The following is a 26,999-nucleotide window of genomic DNA, read 5'->3' as shown; positions in this document are numbered from 1 at the left end:
TCGCAGCAGAATAACCCACATGTGCTCCGCGTCAGAGGGTCAATCCCGCAGATCACCCATTTCCACTTTCTCACCGGGCGCCCTGCGCCGGGTGCTGAGGACCGCGGACGGCGTCCTTGTCGAGGCGGTGTACGAGCCGTGTACGGCGGGTTTCGCGGGGAATTCCCCGGCGGCCGGCGGCACCGCGATCGTGGTCGCCCACGGCTTCACCGGATCGGTGGACCGGCCCGCCGTACGACGGGCCGCGAGGGTCTTCGCGCAGCGTGCGGCCGTCGTCACGTTCTCGTTCCGCGGGCACGGCCGCTCGGGTGGCCGCTCCACGGTCGGGGACCGTGAGGTCCTCGATCTGGCGGCGGCGGTGGAATGGGCGCGCTCCCTGGGCCATCCGGGTGTGGCGACGGTGGGGTTCTCCATGGGCGGCTCGGTGGCGCTGCGCCACGCGGCGTTGCACAGGGGGCGCACAGAGGCGCGAACCGACGCGGTGGCGTCCGTGAGCGCCCCTGCGCGCTGGTACTACCGGGGGACGGCTCCGATGCGGCGCCTGCACTGGGTCGTGACCCGCCCCACCGGACGGTTCGTCGGGCGGTACGGATTCCGTACCCGCATCCATGACCGGGACTGGGATCCGGTGCCGCTCTCGCCGGTCGAGTCGGTCCCGCTGATAGCGCCGACGCCGCTGCTCGTCGTGCACGGCGACCGCGACCCGTACTTCCCGCTGGACCATCCGCGCATGCTGGCCGCGGCCGGAGCGGCGGAGCTGTGGCTGGAGCCGGGCATGGGCCACGCGGAGAACGCCGCGGACGAGCCGCTGCTGGCCCGTCTCGCGGACTGGCTGGTGGACGCGGCTCAGAGGGCCTGACGCGGCACGGAGGGCACAGAGGGCCCGGGGGGTCTCCGGGCCGCGCGGGGCGTCGGCCATCATGGGAGCCGACGAAAGGAGTGCGGCTATGGCAGCGGGCACGATCCGCTACTGGGCCGCGGCCAAGGCCGCGGCGGGGATCGCGGAGGAGCCGTACGACGCGGAGAATCTGGCCGGCGCGCTGGACGCCGCGCGGGTGAGGCACCCGGGCGAGCTGGTCCGCGTACTCCAGAGGTGTTCGTTCCTCGTCGACGGTGACCCTGTGGGAACCCGTGGCCATGAGACCGTACGGCTTGCCGAGGGCGGCACGGTCGAGGTGCTCCCGCCGTTCGCAGGAGGGTGAACCGCACAGCATGAGCAACGATCAGCAGTATCCGTACGGTCAGCATGGGGACCACGGTCAGCACGGGGACCACGGTCAGCAGGGCCGGCAGAGTCAGCAGGGCGAGCAGCAGGGCCAGTACGACCAGTACGGGCGGCCGCAGCAGCCGTCGCCCTACGACGCGTACCAGGACGCGGGCGCGTCCCAGGGCTGGTCCGAGCCCGCGCACTCGGGACAGGGTCACCAGGACGCCGGTGCGCAGACCTGGGAGGGCCAGACCTGGGACACCCAGTACCAGCCCCAGGTGCAGTTCCAGCCGGGCCAGCAGGTGCCGTACCAGCAGCAGCCGCAGCAGGTGCCGTACCAGCAGCAGGTGCCGTACCACGAGCAGCCGTCCCAGCCCCAGGGCCAGGCTCCGGCCCGGCACGGGCAGCAGTCCGCCGCCGCCCCCGCCGCGTATCTGCCGCCGCAGGGCGCCTATCCGCTGCCCCCGGAGGTACCGGCCCCCGTGACCGCGTCGCACGAGCCTCCGTACGAAGCCCCGGCACCGGCCGCCGCGCAGGCCGCCGCCCCCGTCGACGGGTACAACGCGCCCACCACCATGGGCAACGCCCGCATCACCGACGCCCAGCGCGCCCGCGCCGAGGGCCGGTCGCCGATCATCCCGCCGGGCATGCAGCCGGCCGGGCTGACCGCCGTGCTGGGCCTGCTGCTGGCCGGGGGCGCGGCCATCGGTCCTTACGCGCTGCTCGTCCCGCTCGTCCTGCTCCAGGCCGTCACCGCGGCCGGCTGGTTCCGGCTGAACGGGATGTGGCCGGCCAGGCAGGGCATCGCGCTCGCCTTCCTCGGCGGGATCGCCGCCGATATCGCCCTGCTCGCCGTCGGCGAGGAGAACGGCCCCGCCGCGATCATCGGCACGCTCGGCGTGTGGGTGCTGCTCACCGTCGTCCTGCAACTGCGCAGCCGCGCCGGCGCCGACGAGCGGATGCAGGGCCTGATGGCCACCGTCGCCTCCGCGGCGCTCGCGATCCTCGCCACCGGACATCTGGCGGCCGTGCCGGACGCGATGGTCGTCGGCGCGCTGGCGGTCGCGGCGGCGACGGTGGCGCGTGCGCTGCCGCTGCCGGGGATCGTGTCCGTCGTCGTCGCCCTGCTGGCTGGCGCGGGCGCCGGGTTCGTGGCCGGCGGACTGACGGACCTGGGCGCCCAGGGCGCGCTGCTGGGCATCGGCGCGGGCGTCTGCGCGCTGATCGGGCTGCGGGCGGCGAGCTACGACTATCCGTCGCGCTTCGTGCACATGACGGCCGGGGTGGCGCTGCCGCTCACGGCCGCCGCGCCCGCCGTCTATCTGCTGGGCCGCGTGCTGTCCTGACCGGCGCTCCGACCGGCGCTTCTACCGGCGCCGCGACCCGCGTGGTGACCGGGAGCACGGCGGGGGCCGGGAACCGTACGCCTCCGCCGAACGTCGATCACTCCGCCACGCGGCATCCCCACTGGCGTTACGCTCACGGTCGTCAGGGGGCCGGAACGACCAGGGTGGGGACACCGAGCAATGCGCGCACTGCGAATACTGCTGATACTCGTCGTGGTCCTCGGCGGGCTGTTCGTCGCCGCCGACCGGGCGGCGGTGTACTTCGCCGAGGGGCAGGTCGCCGAGAAGGTCAGGTCGAGCCAGGGGCTGAGCTCCCCGCCCGAGGTCTCCATCAAGGGCTTCCCCTTCCTGACCCAGGTGCTGGCATCCTCGCTGGACGAGGTCGACATCAGCCTCGACGGTGTCAGCGCCAGCGCGGACGGCCACGCGGTCCGGGTGAGCGAGGTCAAGGCCGAGCTCAAGGACGTCAAGATCAACAGCAGTTTCTCGTCCGCGACCGCCGCGCGGGCAAGCGGCTCGGCGCACATCTCGTACGCGGATCTGGCCCAGTCGGCGCCGAAGGGCGCGACCGTCGGCTACGCGGGACCTGACCGGGCGGCCAAGGGGCAGGTCAAGGTCTCCGGCCCGCTGGCGGACGTGCTGGAGGGCGCGGGCATCGAGGTGCCCGCCACCGTCAAGGTCCTGCTGGAGGGCCGGAACGTCACCGCGTACAGCTCGGTGACGCTGGACGGCGCGGACACGGTCCGGCTGCGGGCCGAGTCGCTTCCCGAGCTGCCGGTGCCGGGTCTGAACGACCAGGTGCGGGACCTGATCAACTACGACCTCAAGATCGACGGACTGCCGTCGAGCATCAAGCTCGACAAGGTCGTCGCGGGCAAGGACGGTCTCCGCTTCTCCGGCACGGGGACGGACGTCTCGCTCGCGGGCTGAGGCGACCCACCGCGCCACGGACGGTTCCGGGCGGCGGAAAGAGGCGGGAGAAAGTCGCGCGGAAACGGGGCGATTCCGTAGCTCGGGACGCCGTACGGCCGGATGGTGAGACGGCGGCGTCCGTTCCGCAGCTGGAATGCGGGGCGGGGGCACGCGTACGGCCGGTGAATACCGGGCCGACCATACTTTCGTCTCACCTCGTGGATGATCGCGTCTCACCATGCGACACACCGGTGACATGTTCGCCGGGACGTCCCTACGATCGGACGTATGAAGCGACAGGCGGACCTCACGAAGCGGCGGGCAGTAGACCTGTGCCGCGTCGCCGCCATGCTCTGTCGCACTGTCTGAGCGGGACTTTCGCGTCCCGTTTTTCCCGGCCCTTCGAGTATCTCAGGGCCACCCCGCGACGTACGCAGGCCTCCCGCCGTGCCAGGAAGCCGCCCCCGCATCATCCCGCCGCATACTGCCCCGGAGGAGAACAGAATGAGCCGCAGTGACGTCCTGGTAGACGCCGACTGGGTCGAGGCCCACATCGACGACCCGAAGGTTGTCATCGTCGAGGTCGACGAGGACACCTCGGCCTACGACAAGAACCACATCAAGAACGCCGTCAGGATCGACTGGAAGTCCGACCTCCAGGACCCCGTCCGCCGTGACTTCGTCGACCAGGAGGGCTTCGAGAAGCTCCTGTCGGCCAAGGGCATCGCCAACGACGACACCGTCGTCCTCTACGGCGGCAACAACAACTGGTTCGCGTCCTACGCCTACTGGTACTTCAAGCTGTACGGGCACGACTCCGTCAAGCTGCTCGACGGCGGCCGCAAGAAGTGGGAGCTCGACTCCCGCGACCTGGTCGAGGCCGTCCCGGAGCGCGCCGCCACCTCGTACCGGGCCAAGGCCCAGGACACCTCGATCCGCGCCTACCGTGACGACGCGGTCGCCGCGATCGGCACGCAGAACCTGGTCGACGTGCGCTCGCCCGACGAGTTCAGCGGCAAGCTGCTCGCTCCGGCGCACCTCCCGCAGGAGCAGTCGCAGCGTCCGGGCCACATCCCGTCCGCCCGCAACATCCCGTGGTCCAAGAACGCCAACGACGACGGCACCTTCAAGTCGGACGACGAGCTCAAGGAGCTCTACGCCGACGAGCAGGTCGACCTGGCGAAGGACACCATCGCGTACTGCCGCATCGGTGAGCGCTCCGCGCTGACCTGGTTCGTGCTGCACGAGCTGCTCGGTGTCGACAACGTCAAGAACTACGACGGCTCGTGGACCGAGTACGGCTCGCTCGTCGGTGTGCCGATCGAGCTCGGCGCCAACAAGTAATCACGCCCCGACCTGGAGGACTGAACAGTATGTGTGGAGCACAGGCCGGTGGCCCCGACGCTTCGACGATCAAGCCCGGTGAGACCACCATCCAGGGTTCCGTGACCCGTGACGGCGAGCCCGTCACCGGTTACGTACGCCTGCTGGACTCGACCGGCGAGTTCACCGCGGAGGTCCCGACCTCGGCGACCGGACAGTTCCGCTTCTACGCGGCCGAGGGCACCTGGACGCTCCGCGCGCTCGTCCCCGGCGGCACGGCGGACCGCACGGTCGTCGCCCAGACCGGAGGCCTCTCCGAGGTCGCCATCGCGGTCTGAGTCCGTTTCTCACCGGCCGAAGGGCCGCACCCCAGGGGGTTGGACGCTCACTGGAAGGGGTGCGGCCCTTCGCGCCGTCCGGGGGCGGGTGCCGGGGGCCGGGAAAGTCGTACGCTGGAGGCATGTACACGCGACGCCGTCGCCGTTATTTCGTGCTGATGAGCGGGTGCCTCTTCCTCTTCATCTCCGCGTGGGCATTCGTACGGCTCTGGTCGGTCCCGGCCGCGGTCGCGCTGTGCGTGGTGGCCATGGTCATTCCGCCGATCGCGGCCATGGTGGGCAATGCGCGCGGCAAGGACGACCGCTGGTGGGACGATCCGTCGGGAGACCCCAAGTCCGACGAGTGGTGGGACGAGCTGGACGGCAAGAAGCGCCCCCAGCCGCCGCCCCGGCCGCCTCAGCCGCCCACCGATGAACACCGGCACCGGGATCTCTAGCCGGGGTCTGTAACTGGGGTCCGTAGCCGGGATCCGGTGGCGGGATCAGTAGACGAGTGCCTGGACGCCGTCCGCCATGATCTCGCTGACGAAGACCTGCGCGCCGGCGATACGCACCCCGTCGAGCACGTCCTTCTCCGCGATGTCGCGGCGGGCGGCGCACTGCGTGCACAGCGTGATCCGGCCCCCGGCCTGGATCGACTCGATGAGATCCGGCAGCGGAGCCGAATGCGGCAGGTCGAATTCCGCCGCGCGGCCCGGCAGCGCGAACCACGCCGACTCACCCGTCAGCCACAGCGAGACCTCCACTCCGCTGGCCACGGCGACCGCCGCCACCGTGAAGGCCTGGGAGCACCGCTCGGGAGCGTCGGCCCCGGCGGTCACTTTGATCACGAGCTTCTTCGCCGATTGCATATGCCGAACTGTAATCCGCCGCGGTACAACCACCCCCTCCTCTCATGGGTCAGGTGTGTGCGCAGGTAACGGAATCTGCGCCTCAGGTCTCGTGGGGGGACTTTTTGGAAACTCAGCCATCTCCGGAGCCGGTGGGCTTTGCGGAGCCTCAGCCGGCCGCGGCCCGGCCGCCGCGCAGACGTGGCCGTACGACGCTGATCATCGCCGCGGCCGCGGTGCTCGGGATCGTCGGTGGGATCGCCACCGGCTATACGATCCAGGCCGACCGCCCGCCGACGCCGCTGGCGGCCCTGTCCCAGCCGGGCCTGGCGTATCCCGCCAAGTCCCTGCCCAAGGGGAAGGGCGTGGAGCCGCTGTCCGCCAAGGAGGACGGCCGGGTCAAGACGGACGGTGATCTGCGCAAGCTGCTGGTCGGCAAGCCCTCCGGCGCACGGAAGACCGAAGCGCCCTGGATCAATGACGGATGGGTCTCGCTCAACTCCTATGCCCTCGACTTCGAGAGCGAGGACTACATGTTCGAGGAGCTGGCGAGGACCGATCTGCGCCGGGTCGCGGCCGTGGCCTGGACACAGGGCCAGTACCGCGACACGAACATCACGCTCGTCCAGTTCCAGGCCAACTCGAGCCTGGGCGCCTTCGATCACGCGGACAGCCAGCACTCCTACATGCCGGACGCGGAGGACGGCGCCGGTAACAACGGCGAGCCGATCAAGGGCAGCGGCAACGGCCATTACTACCTGTACAAGGTCAAGCGGGAGGCGGGTTACATGCCGCTCTACCGGGCCCGTGCCATCGCCCAGCGGGGCGACGTCATGGTCGACATCAACATTTTCGACGTCAAGCCGATCAGCAAGAAGGACATCCGGACGCTGGCCGAGCGGCAGCTGGAGCGCCTGTGAACGACGACCCGAACACCCCGACGCCGCAGGAGCCGACGACCGGTCAGGCGCCGGAGCCGACGGCCGGTCAGGCACCGGAGCTGACGGCGGAACAGCCGCCCGCGGGAGAGCCCACGTCGGCGGAAGAGACAACGTCTGCGGAAGAGACCACGCCCGTGGCCCCGGCCGCCCCGCGCAGCACTCTCGCGCGCCGGCTCCTCGGCACCGTACTGCCCGCCGTCCTCGTCCTCGGCGCCATCGGTGGCGGGATCGCGTACACCAAGACCACCGTCGACGCGGCCGACAAGACCGCTCCCACCACCGTGTGGAAGAAGACGGACGCCAAGCCGGGCAAGGATCCGGCCGGGGACATCGGCAAGGGCCGTACGAACACCGATCTCAGCCGGAAGCTGCTGCCGGTGCCCGAGGGCTACCGCCTCGGCCCCGACACGGCCGAGTTCGGCAACGACGGTGAGCTGACCTCCAAGCAGGCGACGGCGCTCATGAAGTCCGTCGGCGAAGGCCTCTCGGGCAAGCTGCGCCGCGCGCTGAACAAGGAGATCGACAAGCTCGGCATCAAGGGCCTCGCCGCGCGCTCGTACACCGCCGACGCGAACGATCTCGTCGTCGAGGTCTATCTCGTACGGATGACGGACCGCGAGGCCGTCCACAACTGGTACAAGACGCAGTCGCAGCGTCCCGGCGCCCGCAAGGGACCGGCCGTCGAGGGCCACAAGAAGGCCAAGTGCTTCCTGGCGCCCAAGGACAGCAAGGTCGATCTCGAAGCGATGGAGTGCGTGGCGTACGACGGTGAGCTGACCGTCAACGTCATCGCGCACGGCCCGAAGCCGTTCGACTCGTCCGCCGTAGCCGAACTGATGAAGGATCAGCTCGGCCACATCGCATCCCCGGGGAAGTACGTATGACCGAGCAGACCACCCCTCCGGCGGAGCCCACGCCCGCACCCGCACCCACGCCCACGCCTGCGCCGGAGCCCACGCCCGTACCCGCGGCATCTGCCGTGCCGCCGCCGCCCGAGCAGCCGCCCGCCATGCCGTCCGCCATGCCGTCGTCGGACAACCCGTGGCAGGCACCGCCCGCCGGCCTTCCCCACGCACCCCTCCAGCCCCCGCTGATGCCCCAGCAGCCCCGGCCGCCCCGCCGGGTGCTGCGCGCGGTCGCCCGCTGGACCGTCGCCGTGCTCGTCTGCGGCGGCCTCGGCGCCGGCACGGCCTACGGCATCAGCGCGATGGAGCGCACCGACGTACCCGGGCTCGCCACCCAGAGCGACGGCCGCTGGGAGTATCCGCGGCTCTCCCTGCCCGCCCTGCCGGCCGGCTCACCGCGCCCCTTCACCGAGGGCAACGCGGCGGAGATCCACCACGCCGACCTGCGCGAGCTGCTGCTGCCCGCCCCTGCCGGAGCGACCGCCGACAAGAAGCTGACCGGTGGCTGGGTGAGCACCGACCAGTATCTGTCCGAGTACGCCGAGGACAGGCGCTCCGATCTGCGGCAGGGCCTGCGCGACGAGGCCGTACGCCATATCGCGGCCCGCGGCTGGACGATGCCGGACGGCACCACCTCACGCGTCTACCTGCTGCGTTTCCAGTCGGTCGCGTTGGCGGAGGATTTCAAGGACAGGGGGATCCTCGCCGGGCTGACCGCGGGCGCCCCGCTGGCCGGCGCTCCCACGACCGAGCTGGACGAGAGCTGGCCGGCCTCCTCTTCCGGGGGCGTACCGGAGACCTCGACGTATGTGTTCACGGAGCCCAAGCCGTACGGCGCGACGCAGGTCCGTCAGGCGTACGTCCTGGCCGGTGACACCCTCGCGCTGGTCGTGCACGAGAAGAAGGGCGGCGCGTCCCGTGTCGCCTTCCATCAGACGCTGACCCTGCAGAACCAGCTGCTCGGCTGAGCGGGAAGCGGCCGGCAGCGGCCGGAAGCGACGGAGAGTGCCCGCGAAGGGGCGGCAAGCGCCCGCGAGCACCTCACCGAGAGGGCCGGGCTCCCACCCATTAGGCTGGGGCCCGGCCCTTACCGCTCATCCCGCTCATCCGAGGAGCACCCCGTGCTTGAGGCTTTCTTCACTTCCCTGCTGGTCCTCGTCTGTGTCGGCACGCTCGCCTTCGCCGGTCTGACCGTGAAGAAGCTGTACCAGGGCCAGCGCTAGTACCAGGGCCAGCGCCAGTCCGTCACGCCGGTCACCTCACCCCTACAGATCGCCTGAGCTGCTCTCATGATCGAGATTCCGTCCGACCTGCACCCGGACCTTGTCCCCCTCTTTTTTCTCCTCGGCAAGTGGGAGGGCGTCGGCGTCTTCGACTTCCCCGGTGACGAGAAGGCCAACTTCGGCCAGGAAGTCACCTTCAGCCATGACGGCAGGGACTTCATCGAGTACGTCTCGCACACCTGGGCGCTCGACGCCGAGGGCCAGAAGATCAGGCCGATCGAGTCCGAGGCCGGCTACTGGCGGATCGACAAGGACCGCAAGGTCGAGGTCGTGATGGTCCGCGACCAGGGCGTCGTGGAGGTCTGGTACGGCGAGCTGGCCGCCCAGAAGCCGCAGATCGACCTGGTGACCGACGCGGTGGCGCGTACCGCGGCCTCCGGTCCGTACAGCGGTGGCAAGCGGCTCTACGGCTATGTGAAGAGCGACCTGATGTGGGTGGGCGAGAAGGCCACCCCGGAGGTCCCGCTGCGCCCGTACATGTCGGCGCATCTGAAGAAGGTCGTCTCCCCGGATCAGGTCGCGGCATGGGCCAAGGACCTCGGTGACCTCCCGGACGACGGAATCGCCTTCTTCAAGTAGGTCGCCTGCCTACACTGGGGGCGTGGTGAGCACCGACTGGAAGAGCGATCTGCGGCAGCGCGGCTACCGGCTGACCCCGCAGCGCCAGCTTGTCCTCGAAGCCGTCGACTCCCTGGAACACGCGACTCCGGACGACATCCTCGGCGAGGTGCGCAGGACCGCCTCCGGGGTGAACATCTCCACCGTCTACCGGACGCTGGAGCTGCTGGAGGAGCTGGGGCTGGTCTCCCACGCCCATCTCGGGCACGGCGCCCCGACGTACCACCTGGCCGACCGCCACCACCACATCCACCTGGTCTGCCGGGACTGTACGAATGTCATCGAGGCCGATATCGAGATCGCCGCGGAGTTCACCGCCAAGCTGCGCGAGACCTTCGACTTCACGACGGACATGAAGCACTTCGCCATCTTCGGCCGCTGCGGGAGCTGCACCGCCCGCGCGGCGAACGGCGAGTCGTAGGCTGATCGGTATGCAGCGACATTCAACGATCAGCCCTCTGCTTTCCCAGCCCGGAGCCGTCGCCGCCGAAGGCCAGGACGAAGGTGTCGCCGCGCACTACGGCGACCTGTTCCGTGAACAGCGCGCCCTCGCCGAGGGCGCCGGTCTCGTCGACCTCTCGCACCGCGCGGTCGTCACCGTCACCGGCCCCGACCGGCTGAGCTGGCTGCATCTGCTGCTCACGCAGCATGTCAGCGAGCTGCCCGCCGGACAGGCCACCGAGGCACTGGTCCTCTCCGCGCACGGCCACATCGAACACGCCCTGTATCTCGTGGACGACGGCGAGACGGTCTGGGCGCATGTCGAGCCGGGGACGCAGGAGGCGCTCATCGGCTATCTGGAGTCGATGAAGTTCTTCTACCAGGTCGAGGTCGCGGACCGTACGGACGATTTCGCGGTCGTCCATCTGCCGGCCGGCTCCATCACCGAGGCGCCCGAGGGCGTCGTCGTACGGGAGACCCCGTACGGCCGGGATGTCTTCCTGCCCCGCGCCGACCTGGAGTCGTACGCCACGGCGCACGGGCCGCTGGCGGGGATCCTGGCGTACGAGGCCCTGCGCATCGAGGGCCACCGGCCGCGCCTCGGCTTCGAGACCGACCACCGGACCATCCCGCACGAGCTGGGCTGGATCGGCACGGCGGTCCATCTGGAGAAGGGCTGCTACCGCGGCCAGGAGACGGTGGCGCGCGTCCACAATCTGGGGAAGCCGCCGCGTCGGCTCGTCTTCCTGCATCTGGACGGCAGCGACGTCCATCTGCCGGGCCACGGCACCCCGGTCCGTCTCGCGGCGGACGGCGCAGAGGGCCGCCAGCTGGGCTTCATCACCACCTCGGCCCGCCACCACGAGCTGGGTCCGATCGCACTGGCCCTGGTCAAGCGCAATGTGCCGCTGGACGCGGAACTGCTGGCGGGGGACACGGCGGCGGCGCAGGAAGTGGTCGTGGAGGCCTGAGAGACCAGGTCCTGGACATGTGACGCGCGCGTCACATGTCCAGCAGCACCGTGAACGGGCCGTGATTCGTGAGCGAGACGCGCATGTCCGCTCCGAACCGGCCCGTCTCCACATGCGCCCCCAGCGCGCGCAGCCGCGCCACCACCTCGTCGACCAGCGGCTCGGCCACCGGGCCGGGCGCGGCCGCGTTCCAGGTGGGGCGGCGCCCCTTGCGGGCGTCCCCGTAGAGAGTGAACTGCGAAATCACCAGGAGCGGGGCGTTCACCTCTGAACAGGACTTCTCGTCCGCCAGCATCCGTATCGACCAGAGCTTGCGGGCGAGCCGCTCGGCCTGTTCCTTCGTGTCCTCGTGGGTGACTCCCACCAGTACACACAGCCCCTCCCCGATGATCTCCCCGACGGTTTCGGTCCCGGACTCCGTCACGGCGACGACGCTCGCGCCGTCGACCCTCTGCACCACTGCACGCATACAGACCAACCTATCGGGGGCCGAACGGGTGCAGAGTGCCCCCCTGCGCGGGTGCGGGAGTGGCACGATGCACGGAGGCGGTGCGTTCGCGCACCGGTCGAGGGATGGGGGTTCCCAGCGGAGCGAGGGACGGGGTCTCCCCAGCGGAGTGAGGGGAAGTACACGCGATGACCACATCTGGCGCCGGGCAACCGCCCGGACCCGTACCGACGACCCGTACGACCAGCGGAACCGGCAGCGGCGCCGCGGCGGGCCCCGCGGGGAAGCGGCCACCCGTCCAGCGACTCGGCGCCGAGGGGTCGCTGCCCGCGCCCAGGCCGTACGACTTCGGGGTGCTGGAACTGCCCGAGCTGCGCACGCTGCGCCGTGACTCGCAGCGCGACGAGGCCGATCTCAGCTATCTGCGCCGGCTGCTCCAGGGGCGTATCGACATCCTGCGGGCCGAGCTGGCCCGCCGTACCGCCCCCGAGACGCCGGTGGTCCACCGGCTCTCCGAGATCCTCACCGACGCCCCTTCGCGGCACCGCTCCTCCGCCCGCCATGTCACGCTCTCCACGCCGCGCGGCGAGGAGTACCGGCAGCTGGCCGCGGAGACGCTCGCCGAGGTGGAGCTGTCGGACCTGGAGGCCCGTACGGACGAGGAGCTGGGCTCGGCGATGGCACGGCTGGTCGGCAATGAGCAGCAGATCTCGCGCCGCCGTCACCAGCTGCAACGGACCGTCGACGATTGCAGCGCCGAGATCACCCGCAGGTACCGTGAAGGTGAAGCACAAGTAGACGACCTGCTCACGTAACGGCCGGACACGCCCTATGCCGCTGATGCCTTCCGGAGCGGGTCGTCCCGCCCCGGAAGGCTGATGATGACCTCAGGTAGCGCCGCCGTGTCTCCGGTTCTCGCGGAGGTCGTACGGTCCGGATTCGTCGAGGGCCTGCACCGCGGGACGCTGGTGCTGCTCGCGGCCGACGGCAGTGTGGAACTGGAGCTCGGCGATCCCGAGGTGCCCGTCTTCCCCCGCTCCAGCAACAAGCCGATGCAGGCGGCCGCCGTGCTGCGGGCCGGTCTCGGTCTGTCGGGGGAGCGGCTGGCCCTGGCGGCCGCGAGCCACTCGGGCGAGGGCTTCCACCTCGCTCTCGTACGCGAGATGCTCGCCGAGCACGGGCTGACGGCCGACGACCTCAGGACGCCGCCGGATCTTCCGCTGGACCGGGTCGAGGCGGAGGCGTATCTCGCGGGGGGCGGGGTGCGCGACCGGGTCGTCATGAACTGCTCGGGCAAGCACACGGCGATGCTGGCGGCGTGCGCCCTGAACGGCTGGCCCAAGGACAGCTATCTGGACCCGGCCCATCCGCTGCAGAAACTCGTCCGCATGGTGGTCGAGGAGGCGGCGGGGGAGCGGGTTCCCGCGGTCGGTACGGACGGCTGCGGCGCCCCGCTGATGGCGCTCACCCTCACCGGACTCGCCCGTTCCTTCCGCCACTTCGTGCTCGCCGCGCCGGGTACGGCGGAGCGGCGGGTGGCGGACGCGATGCGCGAGCACCCCGAGTATGTGGCGGGCACGCGCCGTATCGACACCTGGCTGATGAGCGAGGTGCCGGGCACGCTTTCCAAGATGGGCGCGGAGGGCGTCCAGGCGGTGGCACTGGCGGACGGCCGTGCGCTGGCCTTCAAGATCGACGACGGCGGGGTGCGGGCGCTGGGCCCGGTGCTGGCGCGTGCGCTCCAACTGCTGGGCGTCGAGGCCGAGGCGCTGTTCCGGATCGGGCGGGCGCCGCTGCTGGGCGGCGGCGTGGAGGTCGGCGGGATCCGCGCGGCGTTCTGAGAGTGGGGGGGTCGGGGCGCGGGTGGAAAACGCGCGTGCGGCCGGGCCAGGGCACGGCATAGCGTGATGACCATGACCAGGAGCCTTGAGGTCCGTACCATCACCGAATCCGAGTTTCCCGACTGGACCCGCGCGCTGGACACCGGTTTTCTGCGCCCGCCCGTCACCTCGGACCAGGTGCTGGCGTACCGGCTCGCCTCCACCGATCTGGACCGTACGTGGGGGGCGTTCGACCACGGCCGCTGTGTCGCGACCTTCCGGTCCCTCGCCCAGGAGCTCACGGTGCCCGGCGGCGCTGTGCTGAGCGCGGACGGGATCTCCAATGTGACCGTGTCGCCCACGCACCGCAGGCGCGGGCTGCTCAGCCGGCTGATGGCCGCGGATCTGGCGGTCGCGAAGGAGCGCGGTGACGCCGTCGCCACGCTGATCTCGGCGGAGTACCCGATCTACGGGAGGTACGGCTTCGGCCCCGCCACCTGGACCACCGAGTGGGCGGTCGATGTGACGCGGGCGGGCCTCGACCCGCGCTGGGCGGGCCCGGTGTGCGGCGGACGGATCGACCTGGTCGACATCGCGGACGTACCCGAACTCGGCGCCGAGTTCCACGACCGGTTCCGGGTGCTCCAGCCCGGCGCGATCAACCGCGACGAGCGCTGGTGGGAGCGGAGCACCGGCCGGGCGCCCAGCGACCTCCCCCGGACCGAGCCCTTCCACGCCGCGTACCGCTCGGCGGCGGGCGAAGTCGAGGGCCTGGTCTCCTACACCGCCGACAGCACGTGGGGCGACGGCAAGCAGCCGATGAACACCGCGTCCGTGCGATGGCTGACCGCGGTGACCCCGGCCGCGGAGCGCGCCCTGTGGCACTTCGTCTGCTCGATCGACTGGATCACGACGGTCAGGTCGGGATACCGCGCCCCGGACGATCTGCTGCCGCAGCTGCTTCCTGACCCCCGCGCGGCCCGGATCGTGACGGCCGCCGACTTCCTGTGGGTGCGGATCCTCGACACCGTACGGGCCCTGGAGGCCCGTACGTACGCCGTCCCCGGCGCCCTGGTCCTGGAGATCCACGATGGCGCCGGCCTGGCGGGCGGCCGCTTCCGCCTCGACGCCTCGCCGGCGGGGGCCACCTGCACCCCGACCACGGACGCGCCCGGTCTCGCCCTGGACGTAAGGGAATTGGGCACGCTGTACCTGGGCGACGAGTCGGCGGCACGGCTGGTGGCGCTGGGCACCGTGACCGAGGAGCGGCCGGGCGCCGCGGCGGTCGCGGACGCGCTCTTCCGTACGCCGCGCCGCCCTTGGTGCCCGGACACCTTCTGAGCGCTCACGCCGTCCGGATCCGGAACAGCACGCCGGACATTCCCAGCGCCACGGCCAGGATCCCGGCGCACCAGGCGAGTGCGACCCAGGGTGTGGAGCCCACCGGCATGCCCAGGAGCAGGCCGCGGAGGGACTCGATCACCGGAGTGACCGGCTGGTGGTCGGCGAAGCCGTGGAGCCAGCCGGGCATGGTGTCGATCGGGACGAAGGCGCTGCTCGGGTAGGGCAGGAACATCATGAAGAAGGTGAACCCGCCCGCCGCCTCGGGGGTCTTCGCGAGCAGTCCGGCCGCCGCCGAGAGCCAGGAGATCGCGACGATGAAGGCGAACAGGATGCCCGCCGCCGCGAGTGCGGCGGCCGGGGTCGTCGAGGGGCGGAAGCCGATCAGGAAGGCGACGCCGAGGACGAGCGCCGTGGAGACGAGATTGCGGGCGGCGCTCGCGGTGACGTGTCCGGCGAGGATGGGACCGCCGCCGATGTCCACCGAGCGGAAGCGGTCGATGATGCCGCCCTTCATGTCCTCGCTGACGCTCACCGCGGTGGTGGAGGAGCCGAAGCCGGCGCAGAGGAGCAGGACGCCGGGGACGACGTAGGTCACGTACTCCGTACCGGTGTCGATGGCCCCGCCGAAGAAGTAGACGAAGATCAGCATCAGCATGACCGGCAGCATCATCGAGGTGATGACGGCGTCGGTGTTGCGCCGGCTGAGGCGGATGCTGCGGCCGGCCATCGTGAGCGCCTGAGACACGCCGGACACGCCGGATACGCCTGAGACGCCGGAGACGGCAGAGGGGGCAGGGACGGCGGAGACATCAGACATGGGTGGGCTCCTTCGTGGTGTCCCCGCGGCGCTCGCCTGTCAGCACGAGGAAGACGTCGTCGAGCGTGGCGCTGTGGACGGCGAAGCGCGTCACGTCCGTACCGTCCGGGTCGATCTCGTCGAGCAGGGCGCGTACATGGGTGGCGCTTCCGTCGGTCGGCAGGCCGAGGGTGAGGGTCTCGGGGGAGTGGTGCACGGCCCGGGACGCGAGGCGCAGATAGGCCGCCGCGTCCGTGAGTACGAGATCGAGCCGATGGCCCGCGACCTGCCTCTTCAGCTCGTCCGCCGTGCCCTCCGCGACCAGCCGGCCGTGATCGACGACCCCGATCCGGTCAGCCAACTGGTCTGCCTCTTCCAGGTATTGGGTGGTCAGGAAGACCGTGGCGCCCTGCGCGGAGAGGTCCCGTACGACCTGCCAGAGCTCTTGGCGGCTGCGCGGGTCGAGGCCGCTCGTCGGCTCGTCGAGGAAGACGACCTCGGGGTTCCCGACCAGGCCGGCGGCGAGGTCGAGGCGGCGCCGCATGCCGCCTGAGTAGGTGCCGGCCAGGCGGCGGCCGGCGGCGGCGAGGTCGAACCGGTCGAGGAGTTCGGCGGCGCGGCGGTGGGCGCCGGTCCTGGACAGGCCGCCGAGGCGGCCCATCATGCGGAGGTTCTCCTCGCCGGTCTGCTTCTCGTCGACGGCCGCGAACTGTCCGGTCAGGCTGATGGCGCCCCGCACCCGGCTCCGGTCGGCGGCGACGTCGTACCCGGCGACCCGGGCGGAGCCGCTGTCCGCGGTGGCGAGCGTGGCGAGGATCCGTACGGTGGTCGTCTTCCCCGCGCCGTTGGGGCCGAGGAGGGAGAAGACGCTGCCGCGTTCGACGCGGAGATCGATCCCGCGCAGGACTGTCACCCGCGCTTTTCCGCTTCCGTAGGACTTTTCGAGGCCGGTGGCCTCGATGGCCGGCTGTGTGGTCATGGCCGCCGCTCCTTCGTTTGTCGTCATACGCGGACCCTGCCGCTCCGCTACTGCGTATGTCATACGCGTTATTGCGTAAGGGTTACGCATTACTAGGATGGGCGTCAAGTGGGGCGCGGGCGAAAGGCGGAGACGATGACGGACAACAGCGGCGGTACGGGGCTGCCTGCCAGCATCGAGGCCGCCTGGGGGCTGCGCGAACGCACGGCGAAGGGGCCGAAGCCCGGACTGAGCCTGCGGGGGATCGTGGACGCGGCGGTCGGCGTCGCGAAGGCCGAGGGCCTCGGCGCGGTCTCCATGGGGCGGGTCGCCAAGGAGCTGGGTGTCTCCACGATGTCGCTGTACCGGTATGTCGCGGCCAAGGACGAGCTGTACATCCTGATGCAGGAAGAGGCCGTGGGCGAACCGCCCGCCCCGCCGGAGCCCGGCACCGGCTGGCGCGAGGCGCTGGCGCAGTGGGCGTGGGCGCAGCGCGTGGTGTTCCACCGGAATCTGTGGGCGCTGCGCATCCCGATCTCGGGCCCGCCCGCCACCCCCAACTCGGTGGCGTGGTGGGAGCGCGGGCTGATGGCCCTGGCCGGCACCGGGCTGGACGACGGCGCCAAGATCTCGGTGATTCTGCTGGTCAGCGGCTACGTACGGAATGAGGCAACGCTGATGGCCGACATGGCCGCGGCCATCGAGGCGAGCGGCGCCTCGGCCCAGGAGGTGATGGCCGGCTACGGCCGTACCCTACGAAGGCTCGCCGACCCGGCCCGCTACCCGGCGGTCGCCGAACTGCTGAGCGCCGGCGTGATGAACGAACAGGACGCCCCGGACGCGGAGTTCACCTTCGGCCTGGACTGTCTGCTGGACGGCGTGGAAGTGCTGGTACGAAGGCGGGCCGGCGCGGACCCGGGCGGTTGCGGTGGCGGCGCGGGAACCGCCTGAACGGCCCCAACGGCCCCAATGGCCCCCGGGCACACAACCATCCAACGCTGCCGAGAGTCTGGCTCGTCGTCCAACTGCCCTCCGTCTGTACGGATTTCACCAGGGCAGAGGCTCTCACTGTGAAGGAAAACGCACCGATGCACGCACGGCACCTGCTGCGCACGGCCGCTACCTCGCTGACTCTCGCCGCCACCCTGTTCACAGCCAGTGGCGCCGAGGCCGCCACCACGACCACCTGGGAGGTCTCCCTCTCCGGAAACACCCCGGTGGGATCCCTGAAGTCGATCTCCTCCGTCCATGAGGATCTGGCCTGGGCGGTCGGCAGAAAGGCCCAACACGGCGTCATCATGCGCTGGAACGGCGAGAGATGGAGCAAGGACACCGCCCCGGGGCTCCCCGACGTGTGGGAGTGGTCGGCGGTCAGCGCCGTCTCGGCCGACGACGTCTGGGCTTACGGCACGGTGGAAAGGCGCCAGGCTCTCGTGCACTACGACGGCACACGCTGGACCACCGTTCCCACCACCGGCGCCTTTGACGACTCCTGGCCGGAGGTCCCGCTCGACGCCGTCCCCGGGCGGCTCTTCAAGGGCGGCAAGGCCCTGTACACCTACGCGGACGGCGCATGGCAGACCTTCTCGCTGCCGGACCTCGTCGACATCCGGGACATCGACGCCCTGTCGGCGGACGACGCCTATGCGACCGGCATGAAGTACCCGGTGCGCGGCGGCCACCCGGTGACCTACCACTGGGACGGGACGACCTGGACCTTGATGGACCAGCCCCCGGTGCGCGCCGGTACGGACACCGCCAAGATCACGGTGGACGCGCCGGACAGCGTGTACGTGGCCGGGTGGGCCGAGGGCCCCGACGCCGACCCGCCCATCCCGAGCGTCGCGCACTGGAACGGTACGGCCTGGACCGACGTCACCGGTTCGCTCACCGACCTCTACCTCCACGCGATCAACTCCGACGGCCGCGGAGGTCTGTGGGTCACGGGCACCGACAAGACCTCCCCGGTCGACTCCGGACCGGTCTTCTGGCACTACGACGGCACCACCTGGACCAAGGAGCCCGGAGCGACAGCGCCCGACGGCGCCACCCAGTGGCCGAGCTACTCCTTCTACGACCTGGCACCGGTCGGCAGTTCCGGTGACTTCTGGGCCGTCGGCGACTACTCCACGCCGATGAACGGAAACGGTGACCAAACGGTCAACGGCCTGATCGAGCGCTCCACAACGGTCTCCCCCACGACGACCCCGCACTGACGACCCCACCCGAAGCGCGTCAGACCCCGGCGAGGAAGTCAACAGCCCGCCGGTCGAGCTCGCCCGCACACCGCACCCCGCGGGCCCGGAAGCGGGCGAGCTCGGCGCGCATGGTGGTGACGGCCTTGCGGGTACGGACGGACCGCACGCCGTCCACGTGGTCCATGGCCCGCCCCCAGGTGGCACACGCCTCCTCGATGCTCCCGCGCTTGAGCTGCATCTCGGCCCCGGCGACCAGATCGAGCGCGACGATCCGCGCGTAGGTGTCGCCGGGGCGGGATGCCGCAGCGCGCGCGTACTGCTCGGCCGCGGCCCGGTGATCGCCCAGGGTCTCGAAAACCTTCGCGGTCCGCGAATGCACCGACGCGGTCGGCGGCCCCCAGGCAAGAGCCCAGAACGGCACCTCGTCCCCACGATCGGCAGCCAGCAGCGCGCGCGCCTGGTCGGCCTCGGCGACGGCGGCCTTCCGGTGCCCGGCCTTGGCCAGCGTGTGCGCGTGAACGACCCGGAAGAGGGCTTCGGTTTGCGTGTCGACCTTGCCCTTGGCCAGGTTCAGGCCGGTGCAGCTTGAGGCCCTGCATGGCCATCGTGCGCATCACGAACCCGTCATGACCCGTGACGCCGGACTCGACGGCGAGCGCGTACGACTGCAGGTAGTAGCGCTGGGCCAGGCCCTGCTGACCGACGTCGTACGCCTTCCACCCGGCCAGATGCACGCCGCGGCTGGCGGCGGAGAGCATCAGACGGCGAGCCTCCTCGGTGCGGAACCGTCCCCGGCACAGCGGCGCGACGTCGTCGCGCAGGTACTGGATCAGGGCGGTGCGTCCGTGCTGCCCGCCGTGGCGTTCGTCCATCTCGGAGAAGACACGCACCATGTCCCGGACCGCGGCGACCTCGGCCATCCCCACGGTCCGGCCGGTGCGGGCGGCCGCCGTCCGGCCGGCGATCTCCCGCACGTACGAGAGGGGCAGGGCGGCCGCGGCCACGGAGTAGGCGGAGGCCGAGAGGAAGCGTCGCCGGTCCAACTCGTACCTCCACATCGGCAGCAGGGTGTCCAACGGATCTGCCCCGAGGCCCAGTCCGATGCTGTCATCCCGGAACGGTATATCGGGTATACGGGACGGTCACATGGCCAAGCGCGCGCCGAACCCCCCGGCCGCCGTACCGGCGGAGGCGCGCAGTCGGTTGACTGTTGGTCAGGCCGTGGCCGACCGGAGCGTACGGAGGCTCCGGACTGCCTGCCGCGAGAACCGACCGCCGTCCTTCGCGCCCACCTGCGTCACGCTCATGTGTCGCCCGGGCGGGAGATCGAGACGCGCTATCTCCGGAGGCCCTGGCTCGGCCGTGAACCCTTGGCCTCGCCAAGCACATGGACTTGGGCGGGCAAGGAGGCGGTCGAGGAGAGGTGAGATCAGCCGGGGCACGGGCCGGCCGATTCGCGCGCAGTACAGTCACTGGAAAGCGATCTTGGCTCGCGGGGTAGGCGTGAACGGGCCTCGGCGCACGGCGAAAAGTGCACGGAACGAGGTGTCGGAACGTGACGCGGGTGGGCGAACGGCTGGAGCGGCATGACGCCGCGGGCGATCCGTGGGCCGGAGTGCACACGGACGCCCTGGCGCGAGCAACCCGAGAGCAGTCGGAACGGGTCGTACGCGGCGTGGCGGACATGAAGTCGTACCTGGCGGCCCAGGTGTCCGACACCTCTCACCGTGAGGTCGTGGGTCCGCTGCTGGACGGCGGCCCCCCGAGCGGTGTCGTCCTGCGGCGCGGTGCGGTCATCGCCTCCTGGGGTGATCCGGCCCGGGTGGAGATGGCCTTCAGCGCGACCAAGAGCGTCCTGGCGCTGACCGCCGGAGCGGCGTACGACGACGGGCTGCTGCGACTCGACGAGCCGGTACACCGCTCCGTGGACCTGCCGCAGTTCGCCGACTCCCACGGACGGGCCATCATCTGGCGGCACCTCCTGGATCAGACCAGCCAATGGGAGGGCGAACTCTGGTCCAAACCCACCTCGGTCGATGCGCAGAGCGCCCGGGAGGGCACCGAGTCGCCGGGCGGCCCGCCCGGCGAGGGCTGGGCGTACAACGACGTACGCGTGAACCTGGCCCCCTGGCACTCACGGTGCTCCTCGGCAAGCCCCTGCCGGAGATACTGCGCACCCGTGTCGCGGAACCAATAGGCGCCTCGTCCCTTTGGTCCTGGCACGGATACGCCAACTCCTGGGCCGACGTTGCCGAGGGCCGCGTGCCCGTCGTGTCCGGGGGCGCGCACTGGGGCGGCGGACTGTGGATCAACGCCCTCGACCTGGCCCGCATCGGCCAGCTCTGCCTGCAGGGCGGGAGTTGGGAAGGACGCCAGGTGGTCTCCCGGCGCTGGATCGAGGAACTGTGGACGCCCTGCCCGGTGAAGCCGAACTACGGCCTGTCCTGGTGGCTCAACGACGACCGCACCGTATGGCCCGACGCCCCCTCGACCGGACGCTGCGCCCGGGGCAACGGCGGCGCGCACCTGCTCTGGGTCGACCCGGCCCGGGACCTGGTGATCAGCTCGCGCTGGGGCGCCGGGCCCGAGGCACTGCTCCAAGCGGTGTCAGCGGCTGTGACGCCGAATTCGGGCTCGGCCGAGGGCTGAGGCAGGCCGACCGGCTTCCGCGTGATCGTATGGCGCTGCCTGCGCGGCGCATCGCCCAGCCGCGACAGCGCCGGCGTCTTGAACGCGATGAGTTCCGTGAGCTGGTTCCTGCGGGCCTCCGGGCCCGGTCGGTTCTTGGTCGGTGACCGGGTCGGGGGCGGTGTGGCCGGTCAGCAGGTCAGGAGCGCCTTTCCCAGCAGGGTGCGCTTCTCGATCGCTCGGTGCGCCTGGGCCGTTTGTTCCAGGGGGAACGTGGCGCCGATCACCGGGCGCAGGTGGCCCGTCGCGGCCGCCTCCAGGGATTGCGCCGCCAGGCGTACGCGGTCCTTCTCCGGGATCTGTACGTCCTTGATGCCCAACAGGGTGATCCCGCGGGCCGCCGCCTCCCGGGGGTCCGCCGGGGTGAAGCCGCCCGTCGGGGCGCCGTGGGCCGAGAAGCGGCCGCCGGTGGCCGTCAGCGGGAAGGCGGACAGGCCCACTTCGCCGCCCACCCCGTCCAGGACGACATCCGCACCCGCCGCGCCGAGCGCCTCGCGGGCTCGCGCCGGCCAGTCCCGGACGGCGCCGTCGACCACGGCGTCCGCGCCCAACTCCCGTACGAGAGCGGTCTTCCGCTCGCCCCGGGCGACCCCGACGACGTACGCGCCCCGGGCCTTGGCGAGTTGGACCAGCAGGGTGCCCATGCCGCCCGACGCGCCCAGGATCAGTACGCGTTGGCCCGCGGCCGGCTTCGTGATCTCCATGAGGGCGGCCGCGGTGACGCCGTCGTGGATCAGGGCGGCGGCGGTCGTGAGCGGGAGGCCGTCCGGTACGGGTACCAGCGACTCCACCGGGGCCACGGCCAGCTCCGCCGCCGCGCCGGATTCGATCGAGGCCACCACCCGGCGGCCGGTCCAGTCGCCGTCCACTCCCTCGCCGACCGCGCGGACCGTGCCGGCGATACCGCTGCCAGGGATGTACGGCGGCCGCACCGGGAAGTACTCCTGTCCCCAGCCCGTCCGGATCTGCGTCTCCACGAAGAGCGTGTCCACCACGGCGACGGCGACCACCACCTCGCCGGGCCCCGCCACCGGATCGGGGGCCTCTGCCGTCACGAGCACCTCAGGACCGCCGAACGCCGTCACCCGTGCCACCCGCATCCCGATCACACCTCTCCCACGCCGCATCCCGCTTCGTACGCCGAGTCTTGAACGTCAAGTCCGGTTGAGGTCAAGCGTGAGGTCGAGCGTGCGGTCAAGTGCTGCGTACGCTTCATGGTCATGAACGGCGACGAGCACGAGGACCGCGACCTCGGCCTGCGGGAGCGTAAGAAGCGGCAGCGGCATCAGGCCATCTCCGACGCCGCGATCACGCTCTTCCTTGCGAAGGGCTTCGACCGCGTCTCCGTCGCGGAGGTCGCGGCCGCGGCCGAGATCTCCAAGCCGACCCTCTTCCGGTACTTCCCCGCCAAGGAGGACCTGGCGCTGCACCGCTTCGCCGACCATGCCGACGAGGCGGCCCGGGTGGTGGCGGGGCGGCCCGAGGGCGCGTACCCGCTCGACGCCCTGCGGCGGCACTTCCTGGCCGGGCTCGACCGGCGCGACCCGGTGACCGGGCTCAATGACCACCGCGAGGTGCTCGCCTACCACCGGCTGCTGTACGGGACGCCGAGCCTGGTGGCCAGGATGTACGGGTTCCAGCAGCGCTCCGAGGACGCGTTGGCCGCGGCCCTCGGCGGCGGGATCGAGGGCGCGCTCGCGGCCGGGCAGATCATCGCCGTACAACGCGTCCTCGCACTGGAGAACTGGCGGCGGATCGCGGCGGGCGAGGGCGCCGAGCAGTTGTACCCCGAGGCGGTCGCGGCGGCGGAGCTGGCCTTCGAGCGGCTGCGCACCGGCCTCGGAGACGGGTAGACAGGTAGACAGGCAGGCGGGCGGAAAGGTGATACTCGGTAACGTTTTTAACTTGGTTACGTTATTCTCGGTGGAATGACGGCACCCGACCCCGACCTCGCCGGCGAACTCGACCGGGAACGGACCTACCACGAGACCTGCCGCGCCGCGCTGACCGGCATGGTGGATGACGCCGCCGAGCAGGTCATCACCGGCGAGAACGCCTTCGCCTCCGGCGCGGACGCCGAAGTCCTCGGCCGCCATCTGCGCAGCCGCGCCAAGGAACTGCGGCTGGAGCCCGACAGTCCACTCTTCTTCGGCCGGCTGGATTTCTCGGCGGTGGCGGTGGCGGTAGCGGCGGCGGACGGTGCGGACGGTACGGACACCGCCGCCGACCATGGCGGGCCGAGCCAACACCGTGGGCAGAGCTACCACATCGGCCGTCGCCGTATCAGCGAACATCCCTCGGCCCCGCCCCTGGTCGTGGACTGGCGCGCGCCCGTCTCGCGCGCCTTCTACCGGGCGAGCGCGCGCGACCCGATGGGCGTCGCCGTCCGCCGCCGGTTCGGCTGGGCGCCGTGGAGCAAGGGGGCGCCGGAGGATCTGACCAGCCTGGAGGACGAGCCGCTGGACGAGCGGCTGAGGGAGGAGGATGCGGCGCCGGGAAGCGGGGACGCGGCCGGAAGCGCCATCCTCACCGGTGAGATCGAGCGCCCCCGCGTCGGCCCGATGCGCGACATCGCGGCCACCATCCAGCCCGAACAGGACGATCTCGTACGGTCCGCACTCGGCGAGTCCATCTGCGTCCAGGGCGCCCCCGGCACCGGCAAGACCGCCGTCGGCCTGCACCGCGCCGCGTATCTCCTCTACACCTATCCGCAGCGGATCCAGCGCGGCGGCCTGCTGATTCTCGGCCCGAACCGCACGTTCCTCTCGTACATCTCCGAAGTGCTGCCCGCCCTCGGAGAGATCGGCATCCGCCAGTCGACGGTCGGTGACGAGATCGCGCGTCATCCGGTGCGTACCGAGGACACGGAGGCCGCGGCGGTCGTCAAACACGACGCCAGGATGGCCGAGGTGCTGCGCCGGGCGCTGTACGGGAGGGTCGCGCCGCCCGCGGAGCCGCTCACCGTCCCGGACGGCTCGTACCGCTGGCGGCTCGGGCTCGACGAGCTGGAGCGGATCGTCGCCGAGGTGCGGGCCGAGGCGCCGCCGTACGCCACCGGCCGGGAACGCGTCCGCAGCCGCGCCGTACGGGCCGTCCAGCTCCAGGCGGAACGGCGGGCCGGTCCCCAGTCCGCGCTGTGGGCGCAGCGGGTGGGCCGGTCGCGGGCGGTCACCGCGTACCTCGACACGGTCTGGCCGAAGGCGGGCCCCGAGGAGGTACTCGCGGCGCTGCTCGCCGATCCGGCGGCGCCGTCCGACGGCATCCTCACCGCCGAGGAGCGGCAGGCGATCCGCAGGCACCGGCGGGGACGCGGTGGCCCGCTGTCGGCGCGGGCGGCCAGAGCCCTTCCGTGGTCGGCGGCGGATCTGGTGCTGCTGGACGAACTCGCCGGGCTGATCGAACACCCCGCGGGCTACGGCCACATCGTCATCGACGAGGCCCAGGACCTCTCCCCGATGGAGTGCCGCGCCATCGCCCGCCGCGCGCCGTTCGGTTCGCTGACGGTGCTGGGCGACCTGGCCCAGGGCACCACCCCCTGGGCCGCCCGCTCCTGGCCGGGGCTCCTGGCGCATCTGGGCAGACCGGAGGCGGCCGTCGTCCCGCTGACCATCGGATTCCGGGTGCCGGGAGCCGTCGTGGAACTCGCCAATCGGCTGCTGGCCTCGCTGGACGTCGACGTACCACCGGCCCGTTCGCTGCGCCGGGACGGTGAATTGACGATCCGTCAGGCGGACGATCTGCCGGCGGGGGTGACCGCGGCGGTACGGGCGGCTCTCACCCACGAGGGCTCGATCGGCGTGATCGCGGACGGCCCCGACACGGACCGGATCCGTACGGCCCTGAGGGCGGCCGGCATCGCCACGGCGACGGCGGACGACCTCGGCGCGACGGCCGCCCGGGTGACGGTGCTGCCCGCGACGGCGGCGAAGGGCCTGGAGTACGACCATGTCGTCCTCGCCGAACCGGCCGCCGTCGCGGAGGCGGAGGCGCGCGGCGTACACCGGCTGTACGTGGCCCTCACCCGCGCGGTGTCCCGCCTGGACATCGTGCACAGCCGCCCGCTGCCGGGGGTGCTGGGGGAGGCGGCGGGCGACACGGGCGGCGGGCGGCACGGACCGGCGGGTGACACGGGCCCGCCTCAGGAGGGTGCGGCCCCGACGCTGTCGACGATCAGCTGAGCGGCGCGCGCGGGTGAGATCTCGGTCGTATCGATGACCGTGGCTTCCCGCCGTAGCCAGGGAAGGGCGTCCTCGTAGGCGGAGAGATGGTCGAGCCGCCACTGCACGGCGCCGGAGCTCTCGGGCTTCGAGTCCGTGTGGATGCGCTCGACAAGGGTGTCGCGGTCGGTGTGCAGGACGAAGTGATGCACCGGGATGCCCTTGTTCTCCAGGCCGGCGCGGATCTCCGTCCAGTACTGCTCCGTGAGCACGGTCTGCGGGATGACGAGCGCACCGCCGACGTAGTCGAGAACCTGCGCGGCCGTCTCCACGACGAGGCCGCGCCAGGGCCGCCATTCCTGGAAGTTCGTCACGGGGACGGAGCCCAGGACGTCCCGCAGCATGTAGCCGACCTCCTCGGAGTCGAAGGCCCTCGACTGCGGAAGGAGTGCGGTCAGCTCCTTCGTGGTGGTCGTCTTGCCCGCTCCGAAGGTTCCGTTCAGCCAGACAATCATGCGGGGGAGCCTACTCGCGGGCGTTTTCGGGGCGTGGCGTGCTGCTTCGGCCCGGGTGAGGTGACTTCTCGGTTTCCGGCGGTTCGCGGTGATGTTCGATGAGAGGTCGGGCCAACTGCGCGCCTTTCACGGACTTTTGGGGGAGCAAGGATTGTGAGCCGTCCAAGACGCGTTGCCCGGGCCGCCGTCGGGGGAGCCGCCGCTCTGGCCTTTGTGTGGACACCACTGCCGTTCGCGTCTCCGGCCCGGCGTCTGCGGTCGACCCCGCGTCCGCGGTCGGCTGGCGGCTCGGATGGGGCCGACGGGTCAGAAGCTGCTGCCGCTGTGGGGGTCGTCTGATGCTCCTGCGCGGCGGGAGCGCGATAGGTTGCCCGCCATGACTGAGCTCGGACCCGTCGCCTGGCCACCTGCCCCGATCGGGACCGAGCGGCTCGTGCTCCGCGAGCCCGAGGCCCAGGACCGTGCGGCGTTCGTCGAGCTGTTCGCCTCGCCAGAGGTGGGCACCTACCTCGGTGGCCCTCGACCGCGTGACGAGCTTGAGCGCACGGTGCCTGAGGTGCCCGGGCGGCGTCCTGGCCTTTTCGTGATCGATCTCGACGGAGCGATGATCGGCATGATCACGTTCGATCGGCGCGACGCGGAGCGTCCGGGTCATGTCCGTCCGGATGCCGGGGAGGCCGAGCTCGGCTACATGTTCCTGCCGGAGGCGTGGGGATGCGGGTACGCCGCCGAGGCGTGCGCGGCGGCACTCGACTGGTTCGCCGACGCGCTTCCCGGCGAGCTGGTGGTGCTCTGCACCCGGACCGCCAACGACCGCTCGATGCGCCTCGCGGCGAAGCTGGGGTTCACCGAGGTGGAGCGGTTCGAGGAGTACGGCGCCGAGCAGTGGTTCGGCGTGTGGTCCTCGGTCACGCCGTCCGGTTGACCTCGTGCCCGACAGCGCGACGATCCACGAGGCCA

31 protein-coding genes are annotated in these 26,999 nt (G+C 71.2%); 24 read left to right on the top strand and 7 right to left on the bottom strand.

What is annotated here, in order from left to right; genetic code table 11:
• Nucleotides 1–19 precede the first annotated feature (19 nt).
• From ACFVWW_RS18745 to ACFVWW_RS18710, 8 genes are all read left to right on the top strand, one after another.
• On the top strand, nt 20–859 hold the full coding sequence (locus ACFVWW_RS18745; protein WP_384336698.1) for an alpha/beta hydrolase: 840 nt from the start codon (nt 20–22) through the stop codon (nt 857–859).
• An 88-nt stretch (nt 860–947) separates the two neighbouring features.
• Nucleotides 948–1,202, top strand: a complete 255-nt coding sequence (locus ACFVWW_RS18740) for a MoaD/ThiS family protein (RefSeq protein WP_383914363.1) — start codon at nt 948–950, stop codon at nt 1,200–1,202.
• A gap of 10 nt (nt 1,203–1,212) precedes the next feature.
• The gene (locus tag ACFVWW_RS18735) at nt 1,213–2,553 is read left to right on the top strand and encodes a hypothetical protein (RefSeq protein WP_386878534.1); all 1,341 of its coding nucleotides are present in this window, start codon (nt 1,213–1,215) and stop codon (nt 2,551–2,553) included.
• Nucleotides 2,554–2,733: 180 nt separating this feature from the next.
• Entirely contained in the window at nt 2,734–3,483 is a 750-nt protein-coding gene (locus ACFVWW_RS18730; RefSeq protein WP_384336702.1) for a DUF2993 domain-containing protein, read from the top strand.
• Nucleotides 3,484–3,753: 270 nt separating this feature from the next.
• Nucleotides 3,754–3,834, top strand: a complete 81-nt coding sequence (locus ACFVWW_RS18725) for a putative leader peptide (protein WP_350203226.1) — start codon at nt 3,754–3,756, stop codon at nt 3,832–3,834.
• A 135-nt stretch (nt 3,835–3,969) separates the two neighbouring features.
• On the top strand, nt 3,970–4,809 hold the full coding sequence (locus ACFVWW_RS18720) for a sulfurtransferase (RefSeq protein ID WP_384185200.1): 840 nt from the start codon (nt 3,970–3,972) through the stop codon (nt 4,807–4,809).
• 29 nt (nt 4,810–4,838) lie between these two features.
• A complete protein-coding gene (locus ACFVWW_RS18715) occupies nt 4,839–5,126 on the top strand; it encodes a DUF1416 domain-containing protein (RefSeq protein ID WP_014047432.1) in 288 nt (95 codons plus the stop codon).
• 122 nt (nt 5,127–5,248) lie between these two features.
• The gene (locus ACFVWW_RS18710; protein WP_384185203.1) at nt 5,249–5,563 is read left to right on the top strand and encodes a DUF3099 domain-containing protein; all 315 of its coding nucleotides are present in this window, start codon (nt 5,249–5,251) and stop codon (nt 5,561–5,563) included.
• Nucleotides 5,564–5,608: 45 nt separating this feature from the next.
• Here the strand turns inward: ACFVWW_RS18710 and ACFVWW_RS18705 are convergent, their stop codons facing one another.
• Nucleotides 5,609–5,977 carry a DsrE family protein gene (locus ACFVWW_RS18705; protein ID WP_384185206.1) on the bottom strand — a complete coding sequence of 123 codons (369 nt, stop codon included), beginning with the start codon at nt 5,975–5,977 and terminating at the stop codon, nt 5,609–5,611.
• A 131-nt stretch (nt 5,978–6,108) separates the two neighbouring features.
• On the opposite strand from ACFVWW_RS18705, the gene ACFVWW_RS18700 reads away from it, so the two are divergent.
• From ACFVWW_RS18700 to ACFVWW_RS18675, 6 genes are all read left to right on the top strand, one after another.
• On the top strand, nt 6,109–6,876 hold the full coding sequence (locus ACFVWW_RS18700; RefSeq protein ID WP_386878535.1) for a hypothetical protein: 768 nt from the start codon (nt 6,109–6,111) through the stop codon (nt 6,874–6,876).
• Entirely contained in the window at nt 6,873–7,781 is a 909-nt protein-coding gene (locus tag ACFVWW_RS18695) for a hypothetical protein (protein ID WP_386878536.1), read from the top strand. Before ACFVWW_RS18700 ends, ACFVWW_RS18695 begins: the two co-directional genes overlap by 4 nt.
• Nucleotides 7,778–8,770, top strand: a complete 993-nt coding sequence (locus tag ACFVWW_RS18690; RefSeq protein ID WP_386878537.1) for a hypothetical protein — start codon at nt 7,778–7,780, stop codon at nt 8,768–8,770. The genes ACFVWW_RS18695 and ACFVWW_RS18690 overlap by 4 nt, the downstream gene beginning before the upstream one ends.
• Nucleotides 8,771–9,091: 321 nt before the next feature.
• Nucleotides 9,092–9,664 carry an FABP family protein gene (locus tag ACFVWW_RS18685; RefSeq protein ID WP_384185217.1) on the top strand — a complete coding sequence of 191 codons (573 nt, stop codon included), beginning with the start codon at nt 9,092–9,094 and terminating at the stop codon, nt 9,662–9,664.
• Nucleotides 9,665–9,686: 22 nt separating this feature from the next.
• On the top strand, nt 9,687–10,124 hold the full coding sequence (locus ACFVWW_RS18680; RefSeq protein ID WP_386878538.1) for a Fur family transcriptional regulator: 438 nt from the start codon (nt 9,687–9,689) through the stop codon (nt 10,122–10,124).
• Between the two features lie 10 nt (nt 10,125–10,134).
• Nucleotides 10,135–11,115, top strand: coding sequence for a YgfZ/GcvT domain-containing protein (locus tag ACFVWW_RS18675; RefSeq protein ID WP_384336712.1), 981 nt, complete (start codon nt 10,135–10,137; stop codon nt 11,113–11,115).
• Between the two features lie 31 nt (nt 11,116–11,146).
• On the opposite strand, the gene dtd is transcribed toward ACFVWW_RS18675, so the two are convergent.
• Nucleotides 11,147–11,584, bottom strand: coding sequence for a D-aminoacyl-tRNA deacylase (gene dtd / locus ACFVWW_RS18670; protein WP_384185225.1), 438 nt, complete (start codon nt 11,582–11,584; stop codon nt 11,147–11,149).
• A gap of 167 nt (nt 11,585–11,751) precedes the next feature.
• Between dtd and ACFVWW_RS18665 the strand changes: the two genes are divergently transcribed.
• The 3 genes from ACFVWW_RS18665 (at nt 11,752) to ACFVWW_RS18655 (ending at nt 14,724) form a co-directional block, all read left to right on the top strand.
• On the top strand, nt 11,752–12,378 hold the full coding sequence (locus ACFVWW_RS18665; protein ID WP_384185229.1) for an ABC transporter substrate-binding protein: 627 nt from the start codon (nt 11,752–11,754) through the stop codon (nt 12,376–12,378).
• A 63-nt stretch (nt 12,379–12,441) separates the two neighbouring features.
• The gene (locus ACFVWW_RS18660; RefSeq protein WP_384336714.1) at nt 12,442–13,404 is read left to right on the top strand and encodes an asparaginase; all 963 of its coding nucleotides are present in this window, start codon (nt 12,442–12,444) and stop codon (nt 13,402–13,404) included.
• Between the two features lie 66 nt (nt 13,405–13,470).
• Nucleotides 13,471–14,724 carry a GNAT family N-acetyltransferase gene (locus ACFVWW_RS18655; RefSeq protein ID WP_386878539.1) on the top strand — a complete coding sequence of 418 codons (1,254 nt, stop codon included), beginning with the start codon at nt 13,471–13,473 and terminating at the stop codon, nt 14,722–14,724.
• Between the two features lie 4 nt (nt 14,725–14,728).
• Here the strand turns inward: ACFVWW_RS18655 and ACFVWW_RS18650 are convergent, their stop codons facing one another.
• Together ACFVWW_RS18650 and ACFVWW_RS18645 are read right to left on the bottom strand one after the other, a co-directional pair.
• The gene (locus tag ACFVWW_RS18650; RefSeq protein WP_384185237.1) at nt 14,729–15,454 is read right to left on the bottom strand and encodes an ABC transporter permease; all 726 of its coding nucleotides are present in this window, start codon (nt 15,452–15,454) and stop codon (nt 14,729–14,731) included.
• An 82-nt stretch (nt 15,455–15,536) separates the two neighbouring features.
• The gene (locus ACFVWW_RS18645; RefSeq protein WP_384185240.1) at nt 15,537–16,502 is read right to left on the bottom strand and encodes an ATP-binding cassette domain-containing protein; all 966 of its coding nucleotides are present in this window, start codon (nt 16,500–16,502) and stop codon (nt 15,537–15,539) included.
• A 135-nt stretch (nt 16,503–16,637) separates the two neighbouring features.
• On the opposite strand from ACFVWW_RS18645, the gene ACFVWW_RS18640 reads away from it, so the two are divergent.
• Nucleotides 16,638–17,432, top strand: a complete 795-nt coding sequence (locus ACFVWW_RS18640) for a TetR/AcrR family transcriptional regulator (protein ID WP_384185243.1) — start codon at nt 16,638–16,640, stop codon at nt 17,430–17,432.
• Nucleotides 17,433–17,569: 137 nt separating this feature from the next.
• Nucleotides 17,570–18,697, top strand: coding sequence for a hypothetical protein (locus ACFVWW_RS18635; RefSeq protein ID WP_386878540.1), 1,128 nt, complete (start codon nt 17,570–17,572; stop codon nt 18,695–18,697).
• A 19-nt stretch (nt 18,698–18,716) separates the two neighbouring features.
• Here ACFVWW_RS18635 and ACFVWW_RS18630 read toward each other — a convergent pair whose 3' ends face one another.
• Nucleotides 18,717–19,058, bottom strand: coding sequence for a hypothetical protein (locus ACFVWW_RS18630; RefSeq protein ID WP_386878541.1), 342 nt, complete (start codon nt 19,056–19,058; stop codon nt 18,717–18,719).
• A 1,176-nt stretch (nt 19,059–20,234) separates the two neighbouring features.
• On the opposite strand from ACFVWW_RS18630, the gene ACFVWW_RS18625 reads away from it, so the two are divergent.
• Both ACFVWW_RS18625 and ACFVWW_RS18620 read left to right on the top strand, forming a co-directional pair.
• Nucleotides 20,235–20,876 carry a serine hydrolase gene (locus ACFVWW_RS18625; protein ID WP_386878542.1) on the top strand — a complete coding sequence of 214 codons (642 nt, stop codon included), beginning with the start codon at nt 20,235–20,237 and terminating at the stop codon, nt 20,874–20,876.
• 65 nt (nt 20,877–20,941) lie between these two features.
• Nucleotides 20,942–21,328, top strand: a complete 387-nt coding sequence (locus tag ACFVWW_RS18620; protein ID WP_386878543.1) for a hypothetical protein — start codon at nt 20,942–20,944, stop codon at nt 21,326–21,328.
• Between the two features lie 170 nt (nt 21,329–21,498).
• On the opposite strand, the gene ACFVWW_RS18615 is transcribed toward ACFVWW_RS18620, so the two are convergent.
• A complete protein-coding gene (locus tag ACFVWW_RS18615) occupies nt 21,499–22,467 on the bottom strand; it encodes a zinc-binding dehydrogenase (RefSeq protein ID WP_386878544.1) in 969 nt (322 codons plus the stop codon).
• A 114-nt stretch (nt 22,468–22,581) separates the two neighbouring features.
• On the opposite strand from ACFVWW_RS18615, the gene ACFVWW_RS18610 reads away from it, so the two are divergent.
• Together ACFVWW_RS18610 and ACFVWW_RS18605 are read left to right on the top strand one after the other, a co-directional pair.
• Nucleotides 22,582–23,220, top strand: a complete 639-nt coding sequence (locus ACFVWW_RS18610; RefSeq protein ID WP_386878545.1) for a TetR family transcriptional regulator — start codon at nt 22,582–22,584, stop codon at nt 23,218–23,220.
• Between the two features lie 75 nt (nt 23,221–23,295).
• On the top strand, nt 23,296–25,545 hold the full coding sequence (locus ACFVWW_RS18605; protein WP_386878546.1) for a HelD family protein: 2,250 nt from the start codon (nt 23,296–23,298) through the stop codon (nt 25,543–25,545).
• Here the strand turns inward: ACFVWW_RS18605 and ACFVWW_RS18600 are convergent.
• Entirely contained in the window at nt 25,506–26,039 is a 534-nt protein-coding gene (locus tag ACFVWW_RS18600; protein ID WP_386878547.1) for an AAA family ATPase, read from the bottom strand. The genes ACFVWW_RS18605 and ACFVWW_RS18600 overlap by 40 nt on opposite strands.
• 376 nt (nt 26,040–26,415) lie before the next feature.
• On the opposite strand from ACFVWW_RS18600, the gene ACFVWW_RS18595 reads away from it, so the two are divergent.
• Nucleotides 26,416–26,964 (top strand): GNAT family N-acetyltransferase, encoded by a 549-nt coding sequence (locus ACFVWW_RS18595; RefSeq protein WP_386878548.1) that lies wholly within the window; start codon nt 26,416–26,418, stop codon nt 26,962–26,964.
• Nucleotides 26,965–26,999 lie beyond the last annotated feature (35 nt).

Source organism: Streptomyces sp. NPDC058198, assembly GCF_042882605.1.
In the GTDB taxonomy this organism is placed as follows: Bacteria; Actinomycetota; Actinomycetes; order Streptomycetales; family Streptomycetaceae; genus Streptomyces.
This window is presented reverse-complemented; position numbering and strand designations above follow the sequence as displayed.